This is a genomic window from Paenibacillus pasadenensis, from assembly GCF_023715725.1.
Taxonomy (GTDB): Bacteria; Bacillota; Bacilli; order Paenibacillales; family Paenibacillaceae; genus Paenibacillus_O; species Paenibacillus_O pasadenensis_A.
This window is the reverse complement of record NZ_JAMBOT010000002.1, coordinates 419,673-442,573: the sequence shown is the minus strand read 5'-3', so window position 1 is coordinate 442,573 and position 22,901 is coordinate 419,673. Positions and strand designations below refer to the sequence as shown.

28 protein-coding genes are annotated in these 22,901 nt (G+C 55.4%); 9 read left to right on the top strand and 19 right to left on the bottom strand.

The window, feature by feature from the left end; genetic code table 11:
* Positions 1 to 26 precede the first annotated feature (26 nt).
* The 6 genes from M3223_RS07365 to M3223_RS07340 form a co-directional block, all read right to left on the bottom strand.
* Complete coding sequence (locus tag M3223_RS07365; RefSeq protein WP_251560558.1) at positions 27 to 740, bottom strand: HAD family hydrolase; 714 nt, start codon at positions 738 to 740, stop codon at positions 27 to 29.
* Complete coding sequence (locus M3223_RS07360) at positions 737 to 1,471, bottom strand: metallophosphoesterase family protein (protein ID WP_251560556.1); 735 nt, start codon at positions 1,469 to 1,471, stop codon at positions 737 to 739. Before M3223_RS07360 ends, M3223_RS07365 begins: the two co-directional genes overlap by 4 nt.
* 66 nt (positions 1,472 to 1,537) lie before the next feature.
* A complete protein-coding gene (locus M3223_RS07355; RefSeq protein ID WP_251560554.1) occupies positions 1,538 to 2,269 on the bottom strand; it encodes a DUF4247 domain-containing protein in 732 nt (243 codons plus the stop codon).
* Between the two features lie 11 nt (positions 2,270 to 2,280).
* Complete coding sequence (locus tag M3223_RS07350; RefSeq protein WP_251560552.1) at positions 2,281 to 2,787, bottom strand: DUF4178 domain-containing protein; 507 nt, start codon at positions 2,785 to 2,787, stop codon at positions 2,281 to 2,283.
* Positions 2,788 to 2,818: 31 nt separating this feature from the next.
* On the bottom strand, positions 2,819 to 3,235 hold the full coding sequence (locus M3223_RS07345; RefSeq protein ID WP_251560550.1) for a DUF350 domain-containing protein: 417 nt from the start codon (positions 3,233 to 3,235) through the stop codon (positions 2,819 to 2,821).
* Positions 3,236 to 3,300: 65 nt separating this feature from the next.
* A complete protein-coding gene (locus M3223_RS07340) occupies positions 3,301 to 3,969 on the bottom strand; it encodes a PspA/IM30 family protein (RefSeq protein WP_251560548.1) in 669 nt (222 codons plus the stop codon).
* A gap of 210 nt (positions 3,970 to 4,179) precedes the next feature.
* Between M3223_RS07340 and M3223_RS07335 the strand changes: the two genes are divergently transcribed.
* Positions 4,180 to 5,259 carry an AI-2E family transporter gene (locus tag M3223_RS07335; RefSeq protein WP_251560546.1) on the top strand — a complete coding sequence of 360 codons (1,080 nt, stop codon included), beginning with the start codon at positions 4,180 to 4,182 and terminating at the stop codon, positions 5,257 to 5,259.
* A gap of 68 nt (positions 5,260 to 5,327) precedes the next feature.
* Here the strand turns inward: M3223_RS07335 and M3223_RS07330 are convergent, their stop codons facing one another.
* Entirely contained in the window at positions 5,328 to 6,092 is a 765-nt protein-coding gene (locus M3223_RS07330; protein ID WP_251560544.1) for a DUF3891 family protein, read from the bottom strand.
* Between the two features lie 35 nt (positions 6,093 to 6,127).
* Positions 6,128 to 7,003, bottom strand: a complete 876-nt coding sequence (locus M3223_RS07325; RefSeq protein ID WP_251560542.1) for a GNAT family N-acetyltransferase — start codon at positions 7,001 to 7,003, stop codon at positions 6,128 to 6,130.
* A gap of 155 nt (positions 7,004 to 7,158) precedes the next feature.
* Between M3223_RS07325 and M3223_RS07320 the strand changes: the two genes are divergently transcribed.
* From M3223_RS07320 to M3223_RS07305, 4 genes are all read left to right on the top strand, one after another.
* Positions 7,159 to 7,422: a substrate-binding domain-containing protein gene (locus tag M3223_RS07320; RefSeq protein WP_251560540.1), complete on the top strand. Its 264-nt coding sequence runs from the start codon at positions 7,159 to 7,161 to the stop codon at positions 7,420 to 7,422.
* Positions 7,419 to 8,423: an N-acetylglucosamine kinase gene (locus M3223_RS07315; RefSeq protein ID WP_251560537.1), complete on the top strand. Its 1,005-nt coding sequence runs from the start codon at positions 7,419 to 7,421 to the stop codon at positions 8,421 to 8,423. The genes M3223_RS07320 and M3223_RS07315 overlap by 4 nt, the downstream gene beginning before the upstream one ends.
* A 2-nt stretch (positions 8,424 to 8,425) precedes the next feature.
* Positions 8,426 to 9,730, top strand: a complete 1,305-nt coding sequence (locus tag M3223_RS07310; RefSeq protein WP_251560535.1) for a 6-phospho-beta-glucosidase — start codon at positions 8,426 to 8,428, stop codon at positions 9,728 to 9,730.
* A gap of 176 nt (positions 9,731 to 9,906) precedes the next feature.
* Positions 9,907 to 10,122 carry a hypothetical protein gene (locus M3223_RS07305; protein ID WP_251560533.1) on the top strand — a complete coding sequence of 72 codons (216 nt, stop codon included), beginning with the start codon at positions 9,907 to 9,909 and terminating at the stop codon, positions 10,120 to 10,122.
* A 19-nt stretch (positions 10,123 to 10,141) separates the two neighbouring features.
* Here M3223_RS07305 and M3223_RS07300 read toward each other — a convergent pair whose 3' ends face one another.
* The 3 genes from M3223_RS07300 to M3223_RS07290 are packed head-to-tail and all read right to left on the bottom strand — an operon-like array spanning position 10,142 to position 11,325.
* Positions 10,142 to 10,762, bottom strand: coding sequence for a nitroreductase family protein (locus M3223_RS07300; RefSeq protein ID WP_251560531.1), 621 nt, complete (start codon positions 10,760 to 10,762; stop codon positions 10,142 to 10,144).
* Between the two features lie 34 nt (positions 10,763 to 10,796).
* On the bottom strand, positions 10,797 to 11,108 hold the full coding sequence (locus tag M3223_RS07295) for a hypothetical protein (protein WP_251560529.1): 312 nt from the start codon (positions 11,106 to 11,108) through the stop codon (positions 10,797 to 10,799).
* Between the two features lie 7 nt (positions 11,109 to 11,115).
* Positions 11,116 to 11,325, bottom strand: coding sequence for a YwbE family protein (locus M3223_RS07290; RefSeq protein ID WP_251560527.1), 210 nt, complete (start codon positions 11,323 to 11,325; stop codon positions 11,116 to 11,118).
* Positions 11,326 to 11,557: 232 nt separating this feature from the next.
* On the opposite strand from M3223_RS07290, the gene M3223_RS07285 reads away from it, so the two are divergent.
* Together M3223_RS07285 and M3223_RS07280 are read left to right on the top strand one after the other, a co-directional pair.
* A complete protein-coding gene (locus M3223_RS07285; RefSeq protein WP_251560525.1) occupies positions 11,558 to 13,246 on the top strand; it encodes a DEAD/DEAH box helicase in 1,689 nt (562 codons plus the stop codon).
* Positions 13,247 to 13,382: 136 nt separating this feature from the next.
* A complete protein-coding gene (locus M3223_RS07280) occupies positions 13,383 to 13,481 on the top strand; it encodes a YjcZ family sporulation protein (protein ID WP_251560523.1) in 99 nt (32 codons plus the stop codon).
* 193 nt (positions 13,482 to 13,674) lie between these two features.
* Here the strand turns inward: M3223_RS07280 and M3223_RS07275 are convergent, their stop codons facing one another.
* From M3223_RS07275 to M3223_RS07255, 5 genes are all read right to left on the bottom strand, one after another.
* The gene (locus M3223_RS07275; protein WP_251560521.1) at positions 13,675 to 14,010 is read right to left on the bottom strand and encodes a CD3324 family protein; all 336 of its coding nucleotides are present in this window, start codon (positions 14,008 to 14,010) and stop codon (positions 13,675 to 13,677) included.
* Positions 13,973 to 14,116 carry a hypothetical protein gene (locus M3223_RS07270; RefSeq protein WP_251560519.1) on the bottom strand — a complete coding sequence of 48 codons (144 nt, stop codon included), beginning with the start codon at positions 14,114 to 14,116 and terminating at the stop codon, positions 13,973 to 13,975. Before M3223_RS07270 ends, M3223_RS07275 begins: the two co-directional genes overlap by 38 nt.
* Positions 14,117 to 14,394: 278 nt before the next feature.
* Entirely contained in the window at positions 14,395 to 15,240 is an 846-nt protein-coding gene (locus M3223_RS07265) for a pseudouridine synthase (RefSeq protein WP_251560517.1), read from the bottom strand.
* A 129-nt stretch (positions 15,241 to 15,369) separates the two neighbouring features.
* Entirely contained in the window at positions 15,370 to 16,188 is an 819-nt protein-coding gene (locus M3223_RS07260) for a GTP pyrophosphokinase (protein WP_251560515.1), read from the bottom strand.
* A gap of 18 nt (positions 16,189 to 16,206) precedes the next feature.
* Positions 16,207 to 17,304, bottom strand: a complete 1,098-nt coding sequence (locus M3223_RS07255) for a quinone-dependent dihydroorotate dehydrogenase (protein ID WP_251560513.1) — start codon at positions 17,302 to 17,304, stop codon at positions 16,207 to 16,209.
* Between the two features lie 215 nt (positions 17,305 to 17,519).
* On the opposite strand from M3223_RS07255, the gene M3223_RS07250 reads away from it, so the two are divergent.
* Complete coding sequence (locus M3223_RS07250; RefSeq protein WP_251560511.1) at positions 17,520 to 17,660, top strand: hypothetical protein; 141 nt, start codon at positions 17,520 to 17,522, stop codon at positions 17,658 to 17,660.
* 15 nt (positions 17,661 to 17,675) lie between these two features.
* Here M3223_RS07250 and M3223_RS07245 read toward each other — a convergent pair whose 3' ends face one another.
* The 3 genes from M3223_RS07245 to M3223_RS07235 form a co-directional block, all read right to left on the bottom strand.
* The gene (locus M3223_RS07245; protein ID WP_251560509.1) at positions 17,676 to 19,277 is read right to left on the bottom strand and encodes a L,D-transpeptidase; all 1,602 of its coding nucleotides are present in this window, start codon (positions 19,275 to 19,277) and stop codon (positions 17,676 to 17,678) included.
* A gap of 178 nt (positions 19,278 to 19,455) precedes the next feature.
* Positions 19,456 to 19,692, bottom strand: coding sequence for a ferredoxin (locus M3223_RS07240; RefSeq protein WP_251560507.1), 237 nt, complete (start codon positions 19,690 to 19,692; stop codon positions 19,456 to 19,458).
* A gap of 87 nt (positions 19,693 to 19,779) precedes the next feature.
* A complete protein-coding gene (locus M3223_RS07235; protein WP_251560505.1) occupies positions 19,780 to 21,060 on the bottom strand; it encodes a DNA polymerase IV in 1,281 nt (426 codons plus the stop codon).
* A gap of 190 nt (positions 21,061 to 21,250) precedes the next feature.
* Between M3223_RS07235 and cimA the strand changes: the two genes are divergently transcribed.
* Entirely contained in the window at positions 21,251 to 22,870 is a 1,620-nt protein-coding gene (cimA, locus tag M3223_RS07230; RefSeq protein ID WP_251560503.1) for a citramalate synthase, read from the top strand.
* The last annotated feature ends 31 nt before the right edge of the window (positions 22,871 to 22,901 follow it).

The following is a 22,901-nucleotide window of genomic DNA, read 5'->3' as shown; positions in this document are numbered from 1 at the left end:
GGAGCTGCCTTTTTTTCAGCTATGCATTATGCGCCGCTGCTCAGCCGCCGTTCGGAAGCGGCCGTTTGCCCGGAGACGATACGGATTGCCGCCGGCAGCTGCGCCAGTTCCGTTATAACGGCATCCGGCAGCGCTGGCGCCTCGTCCGGCCACGGCTGGGCGCGCTTCAACCAGACGGACTTCATGCCGCTGAAATAGGCGCCTTGAATATCGTTGAGCGGATGATCCCCGACATAAAGCGTTTCTACCGGCGAAACGCCAAGCTCGCGAAGCGCCTGCGAAAAAATATCGGGATGCGGCTTTTTAATGCCAGCCGATTCCGAGACGACGATGGACTCGAACCATTTCTCGATGCCAGCGATGCCGATTTTGCCGCGCTGAATCCGGTCTACGCCGTTTGTGACGATTCCGAGACGGTAATAAGGCCGCAGCGCGGCGAGCAGCTCCTTGGCGCCGCACATCGGCGTTGCGCATTGGACATATTCCCGCTCGTAAAAGGCATACAGCTCCTCCCAGCCGGCATGATTGCGGCAGGGCAGCTGCTCCGGAAGCTCTCGAAACAGCTGCGGTTTGTTTTTGTAGCCATCCTCGTCCAGCTCGATTAACCGTTCAATCCACCTTAGCCGCTGATTCTGAGGAACATCGGCGTATTTTCCCGCAAACCGCTGCGCGAACTCGTGAAAGCCGCTGCATCGGTCAAGCAGTGTATTGTCGAGGTCAAACAGTATCGCTCGAATCATCGGCTGCCTCCTTCCAATCCGCGGTAACGCGCTGTCAACAGCTCTTGGCGGTAAGGTTCAAGCTCCGGCATGCTGGCCTCCTCGGCCAGACGGACTGCCAAATCGATATCGTAGGGAACCCGAATCAGCTGAAGCGAAAACGGCGCCGGCTGTCCGGCGTTTTCCACTCCCTCTATCACGGCGTATGAGGCTAGCGGGACATCAAGCGGATTGCCGACACTGCCGGTATTGAACAGCTGCCTGCCTTGAATATATTGCGAAAAAGCTTGGTGGATATCGCCATATCCGAGCACGTCGGCTAACTGGCCGCCCTCTCCCGGAGGCTGAAACATGGACATACGATCCTCTTCCGAATTCCAGGGCTGAATGCGCCGGTAAACGCTTTGCGGCGAAGCATGAACAAACCGTACAAGTCGCCCGCTCATGCGCAGCTCCGTGCTAAAAGGCAGCTCCTGCATATAACGCAGCCGCTCGCCGCCTAGCTGGCGCTGATGCCATCTCAGCGTCTCGTTGTCCGTGGCGTTGCCGAGAAATTCATCCCAGTTGCCGCGAATAACCCGTTCGCAGCTCTCCCGGATGACATCGACCGCTTCCGCAGAATCGGGGCCTTTGCCAGCGAGATCGCCCAGGCAAAAAATCCGATTGATCGAGCGCGAGCGGACATCGTCCAGCACCGCCCTGAGCGCCGGCATATTACCGTGAATGTCGGATAGGATCGCGATTCGCTCCATATGTCCCCTCCTTGAAAGCGGTTTACTATCACCTATATGAACAAATAAATCAACTGAGTCCTTAATTTATCTGCGCCTGATCCGGCCGGATTTGCCGAAGCCGGTTGACGGAGATTTTTTGCGCGGCGATGTCCATGATTTGCCTGGCGAAGAGCCTGAGTTTTGCGAGCCCCGCTTGATGCTGCCTCGGCTTTCCGTCGAGCGGTCCAGCCATCCGCCGCTGTCGGCCGGCCGCTCCTTGACCGAGCCTCCGCGTTTTGTAATGTAGCCTTTGCCAGGCGCAGTAAGCGGAGGAGCTTTCCGGATGTCCTGTTCGGAAGGCTTGCGGAAGCTGCCCGTTGCAGGCTTGTATACGTCCCGCCCCGTATAACCCCGGTACTTGCCATGGCGTCCGGCTGCGTCGAACAGCTCTCCAATTAATGCGGCTGTAAGATAGGCTTCAAGAAACGAAGGGCTGTAATTGCTGCGGACATACTGGGTGCTGCTTACTTCAATCAGCGTGTCCTGCGGCTCGGCAGTATCTCTTTGAAGATGATACCATTTATCGCTGTAAACGAGAAACATTCGTTCATCGCTTTGCGGCGAAATTTGCTGCGGCGTATGTTCGCCCGCTAGCCTTGCTGCGACTTCCGGTACCGTCTCGCCCGCAGCTCTGTAAACGTAGGAGGTGCTGGAGCCTTCACCGCTCACGGATTCCAGCGGGTACTGCCGCCCAAGATCCGGCGAGCCGCAGCCGGCCAGCAGGCCGGCAAACAGCGTTAAGGCAAGCAGCCATTTTAAAGCGGCGTCCAACCTCATGTCAGCGCCTCCTATCGGCCTCGAAGCACCTTGACGTCAGCCGCCAAAATTTTCTCGCCTTCGTATAAAAGAAAACGCCCCTCCTGCCATTCAATGCGCAGCAGCTTGCGGTCGTCAGACTGATATTGCCAAACATGCAGCTCGCCGGACGGCTGATGCGGCGCACGGCCTTGGGAAGACACAGGCGAGGAATACTGCTCTTCCAAATAATACTCCGTCCCGTCAAGCTCCATCGTTGAAGGCACTTCCTCAATGGAATCCAGCCTGCCGTCAATCGGCGTGTACAGCGTGTACTCTGTCTGCTCTCTGTCCTCGATATGCAGGTATCTCAGCTCGGCGCCGTCCTGCAGCGTCAGAAAGGTTTCCTTGCGGCGGTAATTTCTCGAATGTCCAATCACTTCGTACGTAATAAGGGATACTTCGCATATATCTCCGGGGCCGAGCGTAAGGACGCTTTTTTCCGGCTGCGGCGGCTCCGGCTTGCGCATCAGATTGGCTACACGTTTGAACAGGCTCATCCTGCTTCCTCCTTGTTATGGTTAGCGAAAATTAAAGGGTAGACGCGACAATTAAAGCTCCCGTTAAATGGAGCGAGCCTGCAAGCAGGGCATGAGCGATTTTCCCGTCACGCGTCCCCTCGTCCAGATGAAAACCGGCAAAACGGTCAAGTAAATAACGGACAAGAGCTTCCAGCACAAGCAAAATGACGAACGAAAGCGCGGAAACGAGCAGCGCTTCCGGAATGCTGTAAGACGTGCGTATCGACTGAGCCAGAATATAACCTTGAGCAAACAGCTTCATCACAAAACGCGTCGTCACCGCCACATTGCCATTGCGCATCTCGGTCAGATCCTTATAACGGGTAAACAGGGAATCAACAACCATTAATACGGCAAGCAGCAGCGCCCCTGCCGCAGTCCAGGCAAACGTGCCGGTCAAAATTCGCAGCGCATCCTCCAGCGTCATGGACAGCCTCCTCGATTAAGGAAGGGGCAGCCGGCGGATTGCCGCCAGCCTGCCCCTATCCATGCTTAGTTCTTATCGTATTGTTTCAAAAGCGCGGCGAGCTCGTCTTCAACCGCTTTGTCGCGGCCGAGCGTTTCGAATTCTTCATCCAAGGAATTGCCTTTGTCGTTCATCACATTGCTCGCCTCGGCTTGAGATTCCAGTCCAAGCACCTTTTCTTCCATCCGCTTCAATCCCGCCATTGCCGTATCTGCTCCGAAGCCGTTCATCGACTTGTTGATTTCCACCTGGGCTTTGGCTGCATTGGCGCGGGCGACAAGCGTCTCGCGTTTGTTTTTCAGGTCGGTCAGCTGCTTCTGCATTTGAGCCAGCTTTTCGCGAAGATTGTCCGCAGCCGCCTTGTTGGTTTCGTATGCGGTACGGTATTCGTCGCGTTTGGTCTCTGCAGCCTTTTTCTCCTCCAGCGCCCTGCGCGCCAAATCGACGTTTCCGGCTTCCGCTGCGGCATGAGCTTGCTGGAGACGTTTTTGAACGAGCGCTTCCTGCTCCTCATACTGCTTTTTGAACCTTTTCTCCAGTGCGATTTGCGCGGCTACCGCTTTTTCCGCATCCTCAAGATCGCTGGCCATATCGCGAATATACTGATCGGTCATTTTAACCGGATCCTCGGCTTTATCGATCAAGGCATACACATTGGACAGGGTAAGGTCTCGCAGTCGTTTGAACAGAGACATAGATAGTTCCTCCTTGAATTTACCATATTGGTTAAGCACTGAATAGCTTTGAACTAATGTTTTGCATCTTTCCCCTTATACGCCGCCCCTACCGGATGGTTTCCAAAAATTTTAAAAGCCCGTTCCGGCGGCGCCAGCAGGGTTAGTCCTGCGATTTCAAGGGTATACAATGGATAAAATAGTCAACGTGTGAACGGAGGTTGTCCCGCCTTGAAAATCGGCAGGTTCTATCAGGCATGCATCAGCGTTATTCTCGTTCTTGTTATTTTATATCTGCTGTCGCGGCTTGAATTCCTGTATCGCCCCGTAATGCTCGCTTTTAACATTTTGCTGCTGCCCTTTGTCGTGTCCTTTTTTTTCTATTACCTGTTTCGGCCGCTTGTCACGCAGCTCCATCGATGGAAAATGCCAAAGTGGCTCGCCGTCATCGTGCTGTTTATTTTTCTCTTCACGGTTGTCGCCCTGCTCGTTGTGCTTGTATGGCCGACGCTTCAGTCGCAGACGGTCGCCTTTGTCGAAAATCTGCCCGCGCTTGCTACAGAGGTTCAGAATCAGCTGACATTCCTGCAAAACCAAAGCTTTGGCGGCTTCAGCCTGCAGGAAATCGACTTTTCCTCCAAAGTGTCCGAGTACTTGGAGCAAGCCATCAATTACGCATCCGTCTATTTGGAGAACGCCGTTTCCATCGTTACTACTTTAGCGCTGGTCGTAGGTACGGTTCCCGTCCTGCTGTATTATATGCTCAAGGAAGACCGCAAAGGTTATACGTCCTTTGTCCGTTTTTCGCCGGTTAAATATCGCGCCGACGCCATTGAAATTTTCAACAGCATCGATAAAATGCTAAGCGAGTTTGTCATCGGGCGGGTCGTCTGCTGCCTGGCTCTCGGAGCTTTTGCCTATGTCGGCTTTCTCATTGTTGATCTGCCCTATTCGCTGATGCTGGCCATCTTCGTCGGAGCGATGAACATGATTCCATACATCGGGTCTATCATCGGCTCCATCCCATGTGTTCTGATCGCCTTCACGGATTCTTTTACTACAGCCGTCTGGGTGCTCGTAATTATTTTGTTGGCCCAACAGCTGGAAGGCAATCTGATCTCGCCGTTTGTATACGGCCGCACGATGGACATTCATCCGTTAACGACCATTGTGGTCGTGCTTGTCGCTGGCGCGGTAAGCGGCATTGTCGGCATTATGATTTCGATTCCGGTGTATATGATTTGCAAAATCGTTATTTTGCAGATTGCCGAGCATTTTGAACGCAAATCGATGCCTGACGGGGCGACTTAAGGTTTGAAATGGTGATGAAAAATGTCCGTTGCGCCAAAGCCCGGCCCTCCGATCGCTGACGTCAAAGGTTACGCCGGATTGGACCATTCCAAAGTCTGCGTTAACAGCGGGCAGTTCAGGTAAGCAGCAGCAATGCCCATTTCCGAGATGAGGGTATGGGGCACATGTTTGTACAGGAGCGTCGTCACGACCGTTCCCTGCAGCGCCTTTTCCGAAAGGAGGAGGCGCTCTTTTGCTGCCCATTTGGCGCTTAGCCTCTTCCCGGATGCGGTCAGCGCTTCCGAGCCTGCAAACCCGGCGCGGTACCAAGGATGCTCCTCCGCTCCCGACGCTTCAGGCCGGTTCAGGCAAACATATAAAGATAGGCCGTCCAGCAGCTGCAGCAGCTTTAAATCACGTTCCGTTTCTTTCCTCGCCGCCCGCATATTCATCGCCAGCCTGTGCTGGCGAACCTCTTCACGCCTGCGAAATCCAAGGCTCGCCTCGTCATCCATCCCGGCAAAAAACGAACTGTAAAAATAGCTGCACAGCAGCCCTGCATACGGACTAACCGCCTCAACCTCATCGATGCCGCGTGTATAAAAGGCGATTTTGGGAAGCGGCGGGTAATCCTCAAACGTATATGGGCGGTTTTCTCCATCGTTCCAGACAGGAGTCTCATCAAGACCGATCCAGCCCCGGTCATGCTGTCCCGCCGCGTAAATGATGTCCGCTCTCCTCGCGCCTGCAGGCAGCAGCTCCGGCGCTAACGAGCGCGCAAGCTGTTCCGAAAGCTCCGCATGATCATGCTGGCGGATTAAAATAAAGCCTTCCTCCGTTGCTCGAATGATCATGGTTGATCGCCTCCTCTACGTTTTTCACACAAACTTTAGGTATCCAATACAAGCACGGAACGGATGAAGGCTATGCGCATTTTCTCCCGCTGCATGTTGCGCATGCTGCCGGAGTAAAGAGAGCATTGGCTCGCGGCGAGCAGACAGCCTTGATTTCTCGCCTCTTCAAGCCTGGCCCGGATAAGCAGGCGCTGGAATCCGAGCGAGCGATACTCCGGCAGCGTTGCGGCAAAGGTCAGATTCGCCAGCTCCCCGTCGCAGCGCAGTACGCCGGCCGCTGCAGGCACGCCGTCTGTCTCGCCAATCCAGAAACTCCAGCCGGGCCGCGTCATCAGCATCTCGTTGTTGAGTGCAACAGGTTTTATCCCGTTTTCGCCAATGCCCGTCGACAAACAATGAATGCGGGCATAGGTTTCAATATCGCGAACAGAAGCTCTACGGATGCGGCAGCGCGGGGATTGCAACGAATTAAGCTCGCTGGCGAGGATTCCGTCTCCTGCGCGGTCTAAATGTCCTTCTTCACTGCTTTCTGAAGAACGGAACCGGATAAACGTTGCGGCATGATGGTCGGCAAGCCTGTAACCCCTTTTTCCAAGCTCTTTGAGGAAAGTTGCGGAGGCTCTATGCGGACTTAGCTCCAGCCTGACCGGCTTTTGCCGCTCCCGATAAAACCTCTCCAGCCGTTCCAGCTCCGGCAATATGCCCTCATGAGTTCCTTTAATGACATTGAACTGCGGCCATGGCATTGTAGCGCTGTAAAGCGCCGCCATTCCATCCAAACGTTCGATTTCGATGCCTTCGGGATTGCCCGTCCTCTCCCTTACAGCTTCAAGCCGGTCCAGATTCGCCTCCAGCTCCGCTTGTTCGGCTAAAACCGCGTCTTCTTCCAGCAGCACAGCATTGTTGGTCATCCAACTTCCCCCCAGGCATCAATTCGTTTCTCCTGTTAGATCCAGTTAAACCCAAAAGCGCATGTTTAACCTATTCGCTGCGAGATAGGAATCTCCCCCTCGGATGCGGAACGGAGCCGTGCGTCATTCGCCGCTGTTGGCTTTACGAATGGCTATTGTCAACTATAACCCCGCTAGGCTTATCCGTGCCGCGTGACATGTCGATTGTTGGTTATGACGACCAAAACCTGGCTGCGCTGCTCCGCCCCAGACTGACAACAGTCGCGCAGCCGGTGCTGTCCATCGCCCGCAGCGCGGTTGAAGCGCTTCTCGTGCAGCTTGAGGGTAAAGAGCAATCGTTGCCCGTTGTGCTCAAGCCAGAGCTTATCTCCAGAGAAAGCTCCGCTCCGCCAAGCCGACAAAAGGAGAATCAGCTATGAGCCTATATCTCGGCATTGACGCCGGCGGAACAAAAACCTATGGCCTGCTTGCCGATTCACAAGGTCGTCTGCTCGGCAAAGGCTCGGCCGGTAACGGCAATCACCAGAACGGGTACGAGGATGCCAGAAGCAACCTGAACCAGGCGATATCCCAAGCTTTTGCCCAAGCCGGAGCCGGAATTGAGGATGTGGCGCATACGTGCTTCGGCTTAGCTGGCGCGGACAGGGAAGCCGACTTCAGGCTGCTTCATCCGCTTGTGCACAGCTTAGGCTTCACGGAGCGTTATACCATCGTCTGCGACACAATGATTGGTCTGCGCGCCGGTTCACAGCACCCATACGGCGTGAGCGTTATTTGTGGCACCGGCGTCAACTGCGCCGGACTTAACCGAGCCGGAACCGCATATCAATGCGGAGGCTTCAGCTATCTGTTTGGCGATTTTGGCGGCGGCGGCGGACTGTGCACCGAGGTGTTCCGTACGGTCATCCGCGCGTGGGACGGCCGCGAGGATGAAACGCTGCTGACGCCGATGCTGCTGGAAATGCTGGGATACGGCAGCGTGCAGGCGATGTTCGACGATTATTTGGACCGGGAATTAACCGTTCCTGTCGACGCGACCAGGCTGCTTTTCCGCGCAGCGGACAAAGGCGACGCCGCAGCGCTGCGCATTCTTGCCAAGCAGGGAGATGAGCTGGCTCTATCCGTCAAAGCCGTCATTCAAAAGCTTGGCATGTCGGGCGATACGTTCGACGTGGTTCTAGCCGGCAGTTTGCTTACACGCGGAGACAAAGGATGGATTAGCGGGCCGATCGCAAAGATGGCGGCACACGCCGCTCCCTTGGCATCGCTAGTGAAGCTGGATACGGAGCCGGTTATCGGTGCGGTATGGGCTGCAATAGAGGCGGACGGCCAGCCGGTTTCCGCGGAAATGTACACCCGTATGTGTGAGTACCGGGAATTTAACGATATAGCAATCGCAGATACGAAAGAGAGGAATTAACGATGAGAAATGGCCTGAAAATCGCTATCATTGGCGGCGGCTCCTCTTACACTCCGGAGCTCGTCGAAGGGTTCATCCACAGTTACGACAGCCTGCCCGTCCGCGAGTTATGGCTCGTTGATATCGAGCCCGGACTTTGGAAGCTCCATATCGTTGGTGAGCTCGCCAAACGGATGGTAGCACGCTCAGGGCTCCCGATTGCAATCCATCTTACGACCGACCGCCGTGCAGCGATTGCAGGCGCCGATTTTGTAAGCACTCAGATGAGAGTCGGCATGCTGGAAGCGCGCGGCCAGGATGAAGCCATCCCGCTGAAACACGGGGTCATTGGGCAGGAAACGACCGGCCCCGGCGGAATGATGAAAGCGCTGCGCACTATCCCCGTGCTGCTGGACATTTGCCGTGATATCGAAGAGCTCGCGCCTGACGCTTGGCTGCTTAACTTCACCAATCCCGCCGGAATGGTAACGGAGGCGATTCACAAACATTCCTCGGTCAAAAGCATCGGGTTGTGCAATGCTCCGATCGGGCTGCTCAAATGGCTGGCTGGCAAGTACGCCGCTTCGACCGACCGCATATATGCCGAGTTTGTCGGTTTGAATCATCTGCACTGGGTCAGCCGCGTGTCCGTTGACGGAATTGACCGGCTGCCGGAGCTTGTAAAAGGCGACGACAGCTTTGCCGCCGCCAATGTTTCCGGCTCCGATTGGGACACGGAATTCCTGCAAGGCTTAAATGCGCTGCCCTCCTATTACTTAAAATATTTTTATATGACCGACACCATGCTCGCCGAGCAGCAGGCTTCCTTGAAAACCCAAGGCAATCGCGCCGAGGTCGTGAAGCGGGTTGAAAAAGAGCTGTTCCAGCTGTACAGCAATCCCGATTTGCAAGAAAAGCCAAAACAGCTTGAGCAGCGCGGCGGCGCATATTACTCCGAGGCGGCTGTTAATCTGATGCGCTCGCTCTATAATGGAACCGGCGATGTGCAAACGCTCAATGTGCTCAATAAAGGAATTCTCCCCTTCCTGCCGGACGACGCCTGCATTGAGGTCAACTGCGTTGTAACGGCGGCCGGCCCGGTGCCGCTGCAGCTTACATCTGTTCCAGAGCCGTCGCGCGGTCTAATTCAGGCGGTAAAAACGTACGAAGCGCTGACGATTCAGGCGGCTGTGACGGGCGACCGCAGCATCGCTTTGCAGGCGATGGCGCATCATCCGCTTGTGCCGTCCATAAACGTTGCCAAGGCGCTGCTGGATGAAATGCTGGAAGCAAACCGGGTTTATTTGCCGCAATTTTTTTCTGCTTAAACACCCAACCCGCTCTGCAAAAGGCCGACCCTCCAATCGCTGTTGACCTCTGATTTCTCTGAATTCACTCCGCATCCGGAGGAAGAAATCCGACGTCAAAGGCGAACGCTCCGCTTCTCCGGGCTCGGTCTTTGGCTGCGCTCTTTTTGGCACCCGTCTTAAATTCGGGATAAGGGTTGCTTCATTCATCTGGAATCGTACCGCTGAGGATCGTCATGGCGGGCAGCGCAGTGCTCGGCATCGGGAATAAGCAGCAGCTGCGGCCATCGCCGCTCGCGTCAGGCATCAGCACATTCCACCAAGCGTCTCCGCGTAAAACCAAGCCGGCTCCGATCATTTACCAGCAGACGCCCGTACGCAAAACAACCAGCCCTACTGGGCCGGTTGTATAGGAATCATGAATTGCCAGGCCTATTTGAACACCTTGACGCGCTCTTCAATGGGCTGGAACTGCTTCTCCCCTGCCGGAGCGGCAGGTTTGCCAAACGGCATTTGAGCAATCAGCTTCCAGGTTGCAGGCACGTCATATTCCTTCTGCACCTGCTCGTCAATGAGCGGATTGTAATGCTGCAGCGTCGCTCCAAGCCCCTCTGCTTCAAGCGCTGTCCAGACAACCAGCTGAAGCATGCCAGAGGAGTGATTGCTCCATTTGGGGAAATTGTCCTGATAAGACGGATATTGCTCCTGAAGGCTGCGAATGACGGCCTCATCCTCAAAAAAGAGCACGGTTCCGTAACCAGCCTTAAAACCGGCTATTCTCTCCTCCGTCGAGCCGAAGCCTTCTCCGCCGCCAGTAACGACGCGCAGCGTCTCCAGCGTGAGGTCCCATAATTTGTCGGACTGCTCGTCAAATAACACTACAACTCTCGCGCTTTGGGAATTAAATGCCGAAGGGGTATGCTCGACAGCCTCTTCCACAATGGATGTTACCATGTCGACGGGAACAGCTTTTTCCTTCGTAATGGCGTAAAGAGAGCGGCGGTTGCGGATTGCTTCAAGAAACGCTTGGGATGACATTCGGAATCCCTCCATATTCGTTTTATGGCTGCGACACAACTGAAAAAGTTTACCCGGATTGTCCGATTTTGAACCGGAGCAAATGCTCGTCCAAACCTTGTTCCCGTAGTATTCTTTCCTGGTGCGAGCCGAATAAATCCATATGTGGGTAACGTCCCCTGCGGTGAATATAGTTGGGGAGCAGGCCATGCCTGAGACACCATTCCTCCAGACGCGGCAAATCGCAGCATCCGACCTTCGTCACGCTTGTAACGCCCGGGAAACGCTCATCGAGCCAAAAGTGGGTCAGAAACGCAATTTCTCCCCGGTCTACGGCGCTTTTCCAGGCATTCAGCTCCTGGCGGCCTATTCCGAATGCCATAATCTCCTCACAGCCCCCCGGTGTATTCTACGATAGCCTTCACGCGGCCGACCTGGCCGTCCTCCAGACGGACTTTAATTCCATGCGGATGGGACGGGGACTTCGTTAAAATATCCTTGATAATGCCTCTCGTTAACTTGCCTGTCCGCTGATCTTGCTTAAGTACGATATCTACGGTCATTCCGGACCATAGGCTGCTACGTTGGCTGACGGTCATGCTTTTCACACCTTTTCTTTTCTTTAAAATGAGTCGTTTAAGCTCGGGGCTGATGCGTCACAGAGTACCATACCGCGCAGCCAATGGCAAAAAATACGGGTAAGCGCGTTTTGACGATGTGCAAGCTGCCGCCGCAACTGTTATACTGAGGCCATAAGCGGCAGCGGCTTTTACGAGTCAAGGGACAAACCAGAGACCTGCCTGCACTAATCCGAAATGAGGAATTTCCATTATGTCATCATCTTTTCAAGCTCTTGGCATCCGTGAGGAGCTTAGCGCCTTGCTGCACCAGGAGGGTATTATTACGCCAACCCCGGTTCAGGAAACCGCTATTCCCGTTTTAATGAAAAACAAGGATGCTATCGTTCAGGCGCAGACCGGCACTGGCAAAACGCTGGCGTTTGCGCTCCCGATTCTGGAGAGCATTCATTCCAATAAAAGCTACACTCAAGCTCTTATTTTGACGCCTACCCGCGAGCTGGCGATCCAGATTACGGGCGAGCTCTCCAAGCTGGCTCCGCAGCTTGGCGTATCGGTTCTTGCCGCTTACGGCGGCCAGGATGTGGAATCGCAAATCCGCAAGCTCAAAAACGCTCCCCATATCGTCATAGCAACGCCTGGCCGGCTGCTCGACCATCTGCGCCGCGGAACGGTTACGCTCAGCTCGATCCGCATGCTGGTGCTTGACGAGGCAGACCAAATGCTGCACATGGGCTTCCTGAAAGAAGTTGAAGCCATTATCGACCAGTGCTCGCTTAAGCGGCAGACGATGCTGTTCTCCGCTACGATGCCGGGTCCGGTCAAACAGCTGGCCGCACGTTATATGGACAACCCGGAAGATATCCGCATCCGCAGCACGGCTGTAACGCTTGATGCAATCAGCCAGCTCGTCGTGGATACGACCGACCGCAATAAACAAGACCTGCTGCTTGCGATGCTCGATGCAGAGAACCCTTACTTGGCCGTCGTATTTTGCCGCACTAAGCTGCGCGCCAAAAAGCTGACGGAGGCGCTGCAGGAAGCCGGCGTACCGGCGGACGAGCTGCATGGCGATCTGACACAGGCAAAGCGCGAAACCGTTATGAAACGGTTCCGCAGCGCTAAGCTCCAAGTGCTCGTCGCTACGGATGTCGCTGCTCGCGGTTTGGATGTAGAAGGCGTCACGCATGTGTTCAATTATGATTGTCCTTCCGACGGCGATACGTATATCCACCGCATCGGACGTACCGGCCGAGCCGGGGAATCCGGCAGAGCGATTACGTTTGCTACGCCGCGCGACCGGATGAGCCTGGAGACAATTGAGCAAAAAATCCGCGCCAAGCTGAAGCATGCACACGGCTCCAAATACGGAGTCGGACACGCATCCCAGCAGGACCAGGCGGATGAGCAAGACCGTCCGCAGCGCAGCGGCTCCTCGTCGCGCAGCGGAGCTGGAGGCGGCTTCGGCAAATCAAAAGGAGCGGGACGCGGCGGCGCTTCGTCTCGCTCTGGCGGACCGCGCTCTGGCGGTCGCTCGGGGCAAAGCTCGCGCGGCTCAGCGGGACGCTCAGCCGGAGCCGCTGGCTCTCGTGCTGAAGGCCGTCCGGCTGGCGGACGTTCAGCCGAAGCCCGCACAAGCGGCGCTCGCACTGCTGGCGCTCGCTCAGCTGAAGCCCGTACGAGCGGCGCACGTACAGCCGGCGCAGCCAGCTGGAGCGACGAGCCGCGCAGCGGCGGCGCACGCGGCGCTTCCGGCGGCGGCTCACGCAGCGTTTCCGGCGGCGCTCGCTCCAGTTCAGCGCGCGGTGGATCAGCAGGCCGCAGCAGTAGTACAAGCGGCGGCGGCCGTTCCTTCGCCAAACCAGGCGGACGCAGCTCCAAGCCGCAGCAAGGCGGCCGCTCCAACAGCAAATCGGGCGGCCAAGGACGGCGCCAGCGCTAAGCTGTACGGATTTCCTCCTATGAAGCAGCCCAATTTTCAGGCTTAGGGCGAATGTCCTGACCTTTTTGGCGGGCGGGCATAGACTGATGTATAAAGCAGCCTTAGCTGCCGGATTAGTCGAAGGAGGGAAAATTCCATGTCCTTTGCTGGCTTTGGTGCAGGATATAACAGCACCGCCATGATCCTGGTGCTGTTCATCCTACTTGTTATCATCGTTCAAGTATTCTGCTTCTAACGGCTTTGCCGGCCTCGCATATAGATGCCGCATTTGCCGCACAAATGCGCTCGTATAGCGAACAAACCTCCCGCTCTGATAAGTGCGGGAGGTTATTTTTTATAACGTCAAGAGGCCGCCTTCTCCGGGAAGGCGGCCTCTTCTATTGACGATTCCTCAAGCAGTCTCCGCAAGCCGCCGCCGCGGCGGCTGCTTAGGAGCGGCTTCCTTCGTGGCGGATCGACGCGGCGGAGCCAGCGACCGACTCCAGACGAACTCCGGCGGCACGCATTTTCACAACGATCTTGCGAAGGCTTTCTATCGAGAGATGGAATTTCCCTTCCAGCTCGGCGAGCGAAAGCCCCCTCAAGTAACAACGATAGATGTCCTCGTTGCGGCGCTGAATCATTTTGCGCGAGCCGCTCAGCTCGCCCCAGGCAGCGCGGCGCTCCTGCTGCTTCGGAATGTAGATTAGTTCCCCGTTAATGTATTTCTGCAGCTCTTTCAGCAGACTAGGGGGAAGCACGTCTTTTCCATTTTTGTAATTCAATTGTTCCTACCTCCTCATATGCAAAACCATTCACAACCAAACGGCGGCTTGCAGCAACACGCATGCCAAGAACAACTGCACCAGCTTCAAAAGTTACATTGTCCATCTTTAACTGCCTCCTTTCGAAAATTAACCTCAGTGGGTTTGGCTCTTAGCCATCTTCATTCTATTCGAGTGCGAGCGATACATTTCCTGCCTGCTTCAAGAAAAAGACTAAGGGAGGCCGGACGGCCTCCCTTATGGCACGGGTCTCCGCTTACGCGGAGACCACCTCGTATGCCTGATCCATTTGTATCAGCCTCCTTCCAGTAGAGGATGCGTCGGCCCGACATCTATATTAACGCATAGTTTCCCAACATCCGGCAAGAAACAACATGGCTATAATTATTCTTTACCGCCCGTCCGCGCTTCCTTTAGCGCCTCCGGCTGCAGCAGCCGCATTTCCTCCTCCGTCAGCTCCCGATAGCTGCCGATAGGCAGCTGCTCGTCCAGAGCAAGCGGCCCCATCGACACCCGTTTGAGATAAACGACTCTGCCCCCGACCGATTGGAACATTCGCTTCACCTGATGGAACTTTCCTTCATGGATCGTCAGACGAATCTTCGATACGATTGGAGCCGCCTGCTCCGCCGCTTCCTGACCGCCTTCAGCATTCAGCTCTTTGCCGCTTTCAGCTGTTTCTGCGGGCTCCGCCCGCTCCCAGGAGATCACCTCCAGCTCTGCCGGCAGCGTCACATAACCGTCGTCCAGCTCCACGCCTTGAAGGAATCGCTCCTTCTCCCATTCGCCTACCGGCTCCGGCCCCCTAACGATCGCCTCGTACGTTTTGGGCACATGTTTGCGCGGCGACAGCAGCTCATGCGCCAGCTGGCCGTCATTAGTAAGCAGCAGCAACCCTTCCGTATCCTTGTCCAGCCGGCCGACTGGGAACGGCTCCAGAACCCGGTCCTCAGGAGACAGCAGATCGATAACAGTGCGCTCCCGCGTATCTTCCGTAGCCGAAATAACGCCGGGAGGTTTATGCAGCATGATATAAATTTTGTCGCGGTATCGGACAGGAGCACCGTCCATGGCAACGATATGCTGATCCGGGTCGACAATGCGCCCGCTATCCTTTTCAGGCTTTCCGTCCACCGTTACCCGGCCTGCCTTGACCGCTTTTTTAATTTCTGATCTGGAGCCGCGCCCCATCGTTGAGAGAAGCTTATCCAGCCTGATTTTTTTGCTCATCGCCTTGCCTCCTTCATTTATGCCGTTTGAACAACGTCTGCTGACTTCGTTTGCCCGTCAGCTCCTGCCGAATGAAAAAAAGCAGGGCCGGTTGGCCCCGCTCCATCAGTTCTCATGCTTGGCGTGTATTCAGCCTTGATCGTCCTGCTGCGCCGAGCCTCTGCGCGCTTTGAGCAGGGAGGTCTGAATGTCGCCCAGCAGCTGCTTAAGGCCAAACGTGTCGTTCTGCTCCCACAGCTCATTGAATCGCAGCTGGAACTGCACCGCCTCCCGCACCCTGCGGTAGAAGTACAGATCCTGTATATCGCTCAGCACTTTGCCGACGATGTTGGAGCCTTCCTCAAACCCGATCTGGGCGTCGAGGATCTCGCGGCGGATGCTGGACATTTCATTATCCAGATTAAAAGCCGCCTCGGCCGCCTTTCGCAAGCGAAGCCTCACTTCGTCAGGCAGGCTTTGTTTATATTTGTAGTTGAGCGAATGTTCAATCGTCGCCCAGAAATTCATCGCCAGTGTGCGGATCTGGACCTCGGCCAGCACTTTTTTGAAGCCAAGCGCAGTCTGTACAGGATATTCCACGATCATATGGTAGCTGCGGTAGCCGCTATCCTTATAATTCGTCACATAATCCTTTTCATAAACGAGCTTGAGATCCTGCCTTGTCCGGACGATGGCGGCCACGCGGTTGATATCATCCACGAACTGGCACATGATCCGGATGCCGGCGATGTCCTCGATGCCTGTCTCGAGCTGCTCCATCGGAACGCCGAGCCGCCTTGCCTTCTCCAGAATGCTGGATATCTTCTTGACTCTGCCGGTTACAAACTCGATTGGAGCGTAGGCTTCCCGGGCCTTGAGCTCCGAGCGCAGCGTCTTGAATTTAACTTTCATTTCCTCCACGGCTTGCTCGTAAGGCTGCAAAAAAAGATTCCAATCCCGGCTGTCCATCCGTCCGCCTCCTGTCTGTCAATGATGATCGGCGCCGACCGCTTCCGTTATGTTTGCATATCCGTCCTTGCGCAGCAGATCCCTCAGCCCGACCGCTATTTCCTTCACGATGCCAGGACCGCGGTAGATCATTGCCGTGTAAATCTCCACGAGGGAAGCACCGGCACGAATTTTGCGATAGGCGTCCTCCGCTGTGAAAATGCCGCCTGAGCCGATTATCGGAAGCTTGCCGCCCGTCATCCGGTAAAGCTGCGAGACAACCTCCGTTGATCTTTCCGTCAACGGACGTCCGCTAAGCCCTCCCGACTCTCCCGCATTGGAATGGGTCAAGCCTTCCCGGCTGAGCGTCGTATTCGTCGCAATTATGCCGTTCACTCCGCTTGAGGCAATTGTTTCCGCCGTAAGCTCAAGCTGTTCGGCCGTCATGTCTGGCGCGATCTTGACGAGAACCGGTTTTGCGTCTGCTCCGGCTTTGCGGCCCTGCTCCCGAATTTCTCCGGTGACGGCAGTCAGCAAAGTGCGCAGCTCGTCGCCATGCTGCAGCGCCCTTAGGTCCGGCGTATTCGGCGAGCTGATATTTACGACGAACAGATCGGCGTAAACGTACAGATCCCGGATGCAAGTTATGTAATCTTCATGGGCGAGCTCATTTGGCGTCGCCTTATTTTTGCCGATGTTGACAAACACCGGAATTTTACGGCTGCGCAGCGCTCCAAGCCTGCCCGCCATAGCCGCAGTGCCGTCATTGTTAAAGCCCATCCGATTAATGAGCGCTTCGTCGGAGGGCAACCGGAACAGCCTCGGCAGCTCATTGCCAGCCTGCGGGCGCGGCGTCACTGTGCCTACCTCCATAAAGCCGAATCCAACGCTGGAGAAGCCCGGTACGGACTTGGCGTTTTTGTCCAATCCGGCGGCCAGCCCAACGGGATGACGGAAATTAAGGCCAAAAAGCTCTGTATGCAGTTCCTGCATATTCGGAACGCCGTATACTCCTTCAAGCACAGAGGTCATTCCAGGCACTCGCGCTGCTTGATGCAGCCCATCGATTACGAGATGATGCGCTTTCTCCGGGTCCATGCTAAAAAACACCGGCTTGGCTAACGATCGGTAAAGCAACCTACTCACTCCGTTTCGGTCTGAAAATGCTCTGCCCTTCAGTTTATCGCGTTCAGCAGGAAAAGAAAAGAGCGCCGCCTGAAGGCAGCGTTTACAATAGCCTGTACCGTTGAATTTCCGCCTTGCGGCTATTGCCCAAGCCCTCGGCAAGCGATTACAATATAAGGGCTGGTTGGACCAGCCCAAACGAACTCGAAGTGAAAGGGGAAAGTACGATGAGCACTCCGAAACGCAAGCCCCCTACCATGAAGCAGGCCAAAAAAGAAGAACCGAACCGGAAAGCGATTGCTATTTTTTCCGGCGTATTCGGCCTTCTTGCCGTTCTCATCATCGTCCTGCTTGTCGTTTACTCCTGATCCGGTCAGGGCGAACTATAACCAATCGTAAACTTTATTCGGATTTTCCTCATTCGACACGGGCCGCACGCTGTAGCGGCTCTTTTTCGCATTCGGCTTCTGCGGCTCCAGCTGCCCGAGTCCTCCGGACTGAATCGTGACAGGCGTGCCAATCGGCACCAAATCAAACAGCTCCTCCACATCGGCACGGCTCATTCGCACACAACCAAGCGACTTGTCCTTGCCGATGGAATCGGGCTCATCGGTGCCATGTATCGCATACCGGGTATCCGATAAGGTCATCCCGCGGCTGCCAAACGGCCCGGTCGAGCTTCCGTTCGGATTGCGGACCTTTTCGCTGACAGCAAACTGCCCCAGCGGAGTCTTGGAGCCGCCTAATCCGACGGGATAAACGCGAACGGCAACCGGTCCGCTCATCAAAGCCAGCCGGTAAGATTTAATATCGACCACAATGCGCAGGCTTTCCGACATGGCGGCTGCCAGCTCGCCTTGACCGGAAGTCTGGCGCTCTTGCGCGGCTGCGGCTGATGTTCCGCCGGACGCTGTTCCGCCCGTTTCCGCTGCACGCGCTTCCTCCAGCCATTCCGGAAACCTCTCCTTCATACCTTTCCCTGCTCCGGCCAAAATATTGTCGGGGTACGGACGTGTCAGATCGCTTAAGCTTGCCGGCCACTTTCCGTTCATTCGCCTGTAGCTGCGGATTCCGCTTACAACCGACCACCTTTGCTCCTGAGCGGCTTTCATCGCTGCAAGCTCGGCGTCTACTGCAGAATTTAGCCCGGATTCGCAGCGGCATTCCTCACGCCCGGCCGGCTCATCTAGCACATAAGATCCGTTTTTGTCCGCACGCGATGCGAAGGCAGTGCCAACTGCGGGAAGCTCCCAGCGGAAATGTCTTCCCGCCTGCGGCAGCGTAACCGCCACTGCTTGCCGGTTTCCGTTGTCCTTGCTTACTGCAGAGGCAGCGGCAGCAGCTCCTTCTGCAAACGAACGGCTGTCTACCCACACAAGAGAAGGCTTGTCTTTTCCCGGCGAAACGGCTGCAGCAGCTGGCTGCTTCTCCGGCTTTTCGTTAATTTTTGTTCCATCCTTACTCTCAGCGGCTGCTCCTGGCTGCTCCTCCTGGACCGTGCCCGGCGCTTGAGAAATAGCCGGCATCAACAATACGCCTAACAAGGCGGCAAGCAGAACGACGAGCGGTTTCCAGTTCTGGCGAGGCTCCTCATTCCATGAGTCAAGCAGCTCATCCGCAGGAAGCATGCTGTTCTCGTACGGATGAGGCGTGTTTTCATACGCTTCGTAGATCGGACCCGATCGAATGTAACAATAATTGGCCTTCCCTTCTTTTCCTAAACGGGCGTACGTTTTGCCGAGCAAAAACCAGGCCATTTTGTTATGCGGATGATTAGACACATATTTTTTTAATTCGCCAAGCCTCCGCTCCAAAGCTGCTTCAGTCAGAATGGCAGCATGGCGGCTGTCTACCGCCTTCTCAGCCGGGACATTACGCCCTCCCGATTCCGCAGCTTCTCCCTTTTCGGCCGGTGCAGCAAGCTCTCTCTCCCTGGCTTTTGACGGTTCATCGTCTGAGCCGCTTTTTGATGCCCACCGCTTCATGCTCGTTCTCCTTTCCTTAGGCAGGATGATCTAATTGTTTATCGGCATCCCGCCGCCGCTTCATTTGAGCAAATGGACGCATCCTTTAGCGCACCAGACCTTTCCTCTGACTGTTTCCCGTTTACTGAACGCGCAAAAAAACCTGTCCGGCATGCCGGACAGGCGGTTAACGAAATGATTACATATTAAACGGCTCATCCGCGATTTTGATGGAGTCCGTCGGGCAGCCGTCGCAGGCATCCTGCAGATCGTCAAACAGATCGTCCGGAATTGCCTTCGTGCCGGTGTTGCCGTCTCCTTCATAGATCGTTTCAGCAAGACCCTCGTCGTCGTAATCGTAAATGTCAGGAGCCACAGCGCCGCATGCTCCGCATGCGATGCAAGTATCTTTATCGACCCATGAGTATTTAGACATGGTGTTTCCCTCCTCCAATAAGTAAAGCCTACAGCAATGATATATAGGTATTGTTATTATTACCCGTTGTGAGCCTGTCTTTACACATCAATTTATAACAAAATCCTCATCGATTTGCAAGGATGTACCGCGAATCTTACGGTTGCGGATGAGCGTTGACGGATCATCGCCAAGCATGCCTGCGGTTAACACCGCGCTTTCGCCATATTTGTCGCGCAGAGCGTCCATTGCCTTGGTCAGCGCTTCACGCTTCGGCTCGCTTTCGTAGCTGAACAGATCCAGCTGCACCGCCGCGCTCTCCTTCGGTTGGAGATTATGCAGCGTAATGCCAAGCAGCCGGACGGGGGGCGGCTCCGGCCAATGCTCGTCGAACAGGCGGCACGCCTCGCGGTGAATCGTTGGCGCATCCTCAACAGGCACGTCCAGCATTCTCGATCTTGTAAATGTTGTCATATCGGGCAGCCGGACCGTTATTTGCACGCCGCAGGCGACAAACCCTTTGCGGCGCATTCTGCGCGCCGTCTGGTCCGCCAGATTGAGCAGCACGCGGTGGATTTCCGGCTTTGCGCTGACATTAGCAGGAAGCGTTGTTGTATGCCCGACCGACTTGTTCGGCTCCCGCAGCTCGCGTACTGGCGAATGGTCGATACCGTTGGCGGCATTTTTCATCGAGGAGCCGTATACGCCGAACTGGCTGGTGAGCAGCGCTTCGTCTGCGTTGGCCAGCTGGCCGATCGTGCGAATATTCAAACGCCGCAGCTTGTCGGCTGTTTTGCGGCCGACGCCGAACAGCTGGTCGCAAGGTTTGTCCCATAAAAGCTTGGGCATATCGCGGATGCGCAGCACGGTAAGCCCGGACGGTTTTTTCATATCCGATCCCATTTTGGCAAGCAGCTTGTTAGGGCCGATACCAACGGAGCAGGGCAGCGACAGCTCCATCGCAATTCTCCGCTGAATCGTTTCCGCAATTTCCAAAGGAGAGCCGAACATGGAGGATCCGCTAATATCGAGATAACACTCGTCAATCGACACTATTTCCATCAACGGGCTGTAATTGCCTGCAATTTCCTTGAAGCCCCTGGAGTACCGCCGGTATAGATCAAAATCGGGGGAGATCAAAATAAGCTCCGGGCATAGCTTAAGCCCTTGCCGGACGGTCATGCCGGTGCGCACTCCGCGGGCGCGCGCGGGATAGGAGCAGGTGACGATAATTCCCTTCCGCTGCTCAACGCTGCCCGCAACAGCCGTCGGTTTGCCCTTGTACAGCTCCGGCTGCTCTGCCTCATGGACGGAGCAGTAGAAGGCATTCATATCAAGATGCAGAATGACTCTGCCCTTTCTTGCACCTTCGGCGCTATTCCCGTTCATGCCGTCTCCCCCTTCCTTAATTACTAGAATACTCCTGCCCCAATTCACGGTCAATAAAGCCCCTTTTGCATAAAAATATGCGCTTAACTCTTCTATCCGGCTAAAGCGGAGTGCTATAATACAATAATATTATCAAATCGCAACTTTTACGCTGCGCTGAGCTAAGACATTAAAGGGGGACTCTCAGTCTATGACCCAGGCCATCTCCATCTTCGACACTACCCTCAGGGACGGCACCCAAGGCGAGGGGATTAGCCTGTCTGCGGACGACAAGTTAAAAATTGCCCAAAAGCTTGATGAACTGGGAGTTCATTATATTGAAGGCGGCAATCCTGGCAGCAACAGCAAGGACATTGAATTTTTCCAGCGGGTGCAAAAGCTCGGGCTGAACGCTAAGATTACCGCCTTCGGAAGCACAAGGCGCAAAAACAGTCTGGCCGAACAGGATACGAGCCTCATCCGCATCGCCGAATCCGGCGTACAGGCCGCCACGCTTGTCGGCAAGTCGTGGGATTTTCACGTGCACACGGCGCTCGGTACGACATTGGAAGAGAATCTTTCCATGATCTATGACTCCATCGCCTTTTTAAAGCAGCGCGGCCTGGAAGCGATTTTTGACTCCGAGCATTTTTTCGACGGCTTCAAAAACAATCCGGACTATGCGCTCGCCGTACTCAAACGCGCGCAGGAAGCCGGCGCCGACTGGCTTGTTATGTGCGATACAAACGGCGGTACGATGCCGGGGGAGATTTCAGAAATTGTGCGGCGCGTCCGCTCGGAAATTTCCGCTCCGCTCGGTATTCATACGCATAACGATTGCGAGCTTGCCGTCGCTAATACGCTGGCCGCGGTACAAGCCGGAGCGACTCAGGTGCAGGGCACGATTAACGGATATGGCGAACGCTGCGGCAATGCCAATCTGTGCTCGATTTTGCCTAGCCTTGAGCTTAAGCTCGGTTACAGCGCGGTTGGCCCCGAGAAGCTGCGGATGCTGACTTCCACCGCTCGTTACATTAGCGAAATCGCTAATGTCAGCATGCCTGTCGGCCAGCCGTACGTCGGCAACGCTGCTTTTGCCCATAAGGGCGGCATCCATGTCTCGGCGATTCTTAAGGACTCCAAAACCTATGAGCATATCGAGCCGGAGCTGATTGGCAACAAACAGCGCATTCTCGTCTCCGAGCTTGCGGGACAGAGCAATGTCATCTCCAAGGCTCAGGAGCTTGGTCTGGACGTCAACAGCAATAACGAGAACACAAAAGCCATTATGGAACGCATCAAGGATTTGGAGCATCAGGGATACCAGTTCGAAGCGGCCGATGCCAGCCTTGAGCTGCTGCTGCGGGACGCGTTCGGCGGTCTTGAAGAAGTATTTGCCGTTGAGTCCTTCAAAATTCTGCTGGAAAAGACTTCGCACGGAATGGTTACCGAAGCGATCGTTAAGCTGCGTGTCGGCTCCGAAACAGTCTACACCGCCGCCGAGGGCAACGGACCGGTCAATGCACTGGACAACGCGCTCCGCAAAGCGCTGCTGCCGTTCTACCCTCGCATTAACGACATCCATCTGGCGGATTACAAAGTCCGCGTGCTCGACGAAAAAGACGCTACGGCCGCCAAGGTGCGCGTGCTGATCGAATCCAGCGATTTCTCCAGCAGCTGGAACACCGTCGGCGTATCCGGCAACGTTATCGAAGCCAGCTGGGAAGCGCTGCTGGACAGCATTCGGTATGCCCTGCTTGGCATGGACAGAATGGAATCCGGCGGCAGTGACGATGTCATCCGCTTGCGCAGCGGCGTCGTTAACCACTAACTTCAGCGTAAATGCAAACAGCCCGGAATGC

What these genes read in the sequence shown, in the direction of transcription:
- M3223_RS07365 (WP_251560558.1), bottom strand. Translation starts at nt 740, where the DNA reads ATGATTCGAGCGATACTGTTTGACCTCGACAATACACTGCTTGACCGA.
- M3223_RS07360 (WP_251560556.1), bottom strand. Translation starts at nt 1,471, where the DNA reads ATGGAGCGAATCGCGATCCTATCCGACATTCACGGTAATATGCCGGCG.
- M3223_RS07355 (WP_251560554.1), bottom strand. Translation starts at nt 2,269, where the DNA reads ATGAGGTTGGACGCCGCTTTAAAATGGCTGCTTGCCTTAACGCTGTTT.
- M3223_RS07350 (WP_251560552.1), bottom strand. Translation starts at nt 2,787, where the DNA reads ATGAGCCTGTTCAAACGTGTAGCCAATCTGATGCGCAAGCCGGAGCCG.
- M3223_RS07345 (WP_251560550.1), bottom strand. Translation starts at nt 3,235, where the DNA reads ATGACGCTGGAGGATGCGCTGCGAATTTTGACCGGCACGTTTGCCTGG.
- M3223_RS07340 (WP_251560548.1), bottom strand. Translation starts at nt 3,969, where the DNA reads ATGTCTCTGTTCAAACGACTGCGAGACCTTACCCTGTCCAATGTGTAT.
- M3223_RS07330 (WP_251560544.1), bottom strand. Translation starts at nt 6,092, where the DNA reads ATGATCATTCGAGCAACGGAGGAAGGCTTTATTTTAATCCGCCAGCAT.
- M3223_RS07325 (WP_251560542.1), bottom strand. Translation starts at nt 7,003, where the DNA reads ATGACCAACAATGCTGTGCTGCTGGAAGAAGACGCGGTTTTAGCCGAA.
- M3223_RS07315 (WP_251560537.1), top strand. Translation starts at nt 7,419, where the DNA reads ATGAGCCTATATCTCGGCATTGACGCCGGCGGAACAAAAACCTATGGC.
- M3223_RS07310 (WP_251560535.1), top strand. Translation starts at nt 8,426, where the DNA reads ATGAGAAATGGCCTGAAAATCGCTATCATTGGCGGCGGCTCCTCTTAC.
- M3223_RS07300 (WP_251560531.1), bottom strand. Translation starts at nt 10,762, where the DNA reads ATGGAGGGATTCCGAATGTCATCCCAAGCGTTTCTTGAAGCAATCCGC.
- M3223_RS07295 (WP_251560529.1), bottom strand. Translation starts at nt 11,108, where the DNA reads ATGGCATTCGGAATAGGCCGCCAGGAGCTGAATGCCTGGAAAAGCGCC.
- M3223_RS07290 (WP_251560527.1), bottom strand. Translation starts at nt 11,325, where the DNA reads ATGACCGTCAGCCAACGTAGCAGCCTATGGTCCGGAATGACCGTAGAT.
- M3223_RS07285 (WP_251560525.1), top strand. Translation starts at nt 11,558, where the DNA reads ATGTCATCATCTTTTCAAGCTCTTGGCATCCGTGAGGAGCTTAGCGCC.
- M3223_RS07280 (WP_251560523.1), top strand. Translation starts at nt 13,383, where the DNA reads ATGTCCTTTGCTGGCTTTGGTGCAGGATATAACAGCACCGCCATGATC.
- M3223_RS07270 (WP_251560519.1), bottom strand. Translation starts at nt 14,116, where the DNA reads ATGGACAATGTAACTTTTGAAGCTGGTGCAGTTGTTCTTGGCATGCGT.
- M3223_RS07265 (WP_251560517.1), bottom strand. Translation starts at nt 15,240, where the DNA reads ATGAGCAAAAAAATCAGGCTGGATAAGCTTCTCTCAACGATGGGGCGC.
- M3223_RS07260 (WP_251560515.1), bottom strand. Translation starts at nt 16,188, where the DNA reads ATGGACAGCCGGGATTGGAATCTTTTTTTGCAGCCTTACGAGCAAGCC.
- M3223_RS07250 (WP_251560511.1), top strand. Translation starts at nt 17,520, where the DNA reads ATGAGCACTCCGAAACGCAAGCCCCCTACCATGAAGCAGGCCAAAAAA.
- M3223_RS07245 (WP_251560509.1), bottom strand. Translation starts at nt 19,277, where the DNA reads ATGAAGCGGTGGGCATCAAAAAGCGGCTCAGACGATGAACCGTCAAAA.
- M3223_RS07240 (WP_251560507.1), bottom strand. Translation starts at nt 19,692, where the DNA reads ATGTCTAAATACTCATGGGTCGATAAAGATACTTGCATCGCATGCGGA.
- M3223_RS07235 (WP_251560505.1), bottom strand. Translation starts at nt 21,060, where the DNA reads ATGAACGGGAATAGCGCCGAAGGTGCAAGAAAGGGCAGAGTCATTCTG.
- cimA (WP_251560503.1), top strand. Translation starts at nt 21,251, where the DNA reads ATGACCCAGGCCATCTCCATCTTCGACACTACCCTCAGGGACGGCACC.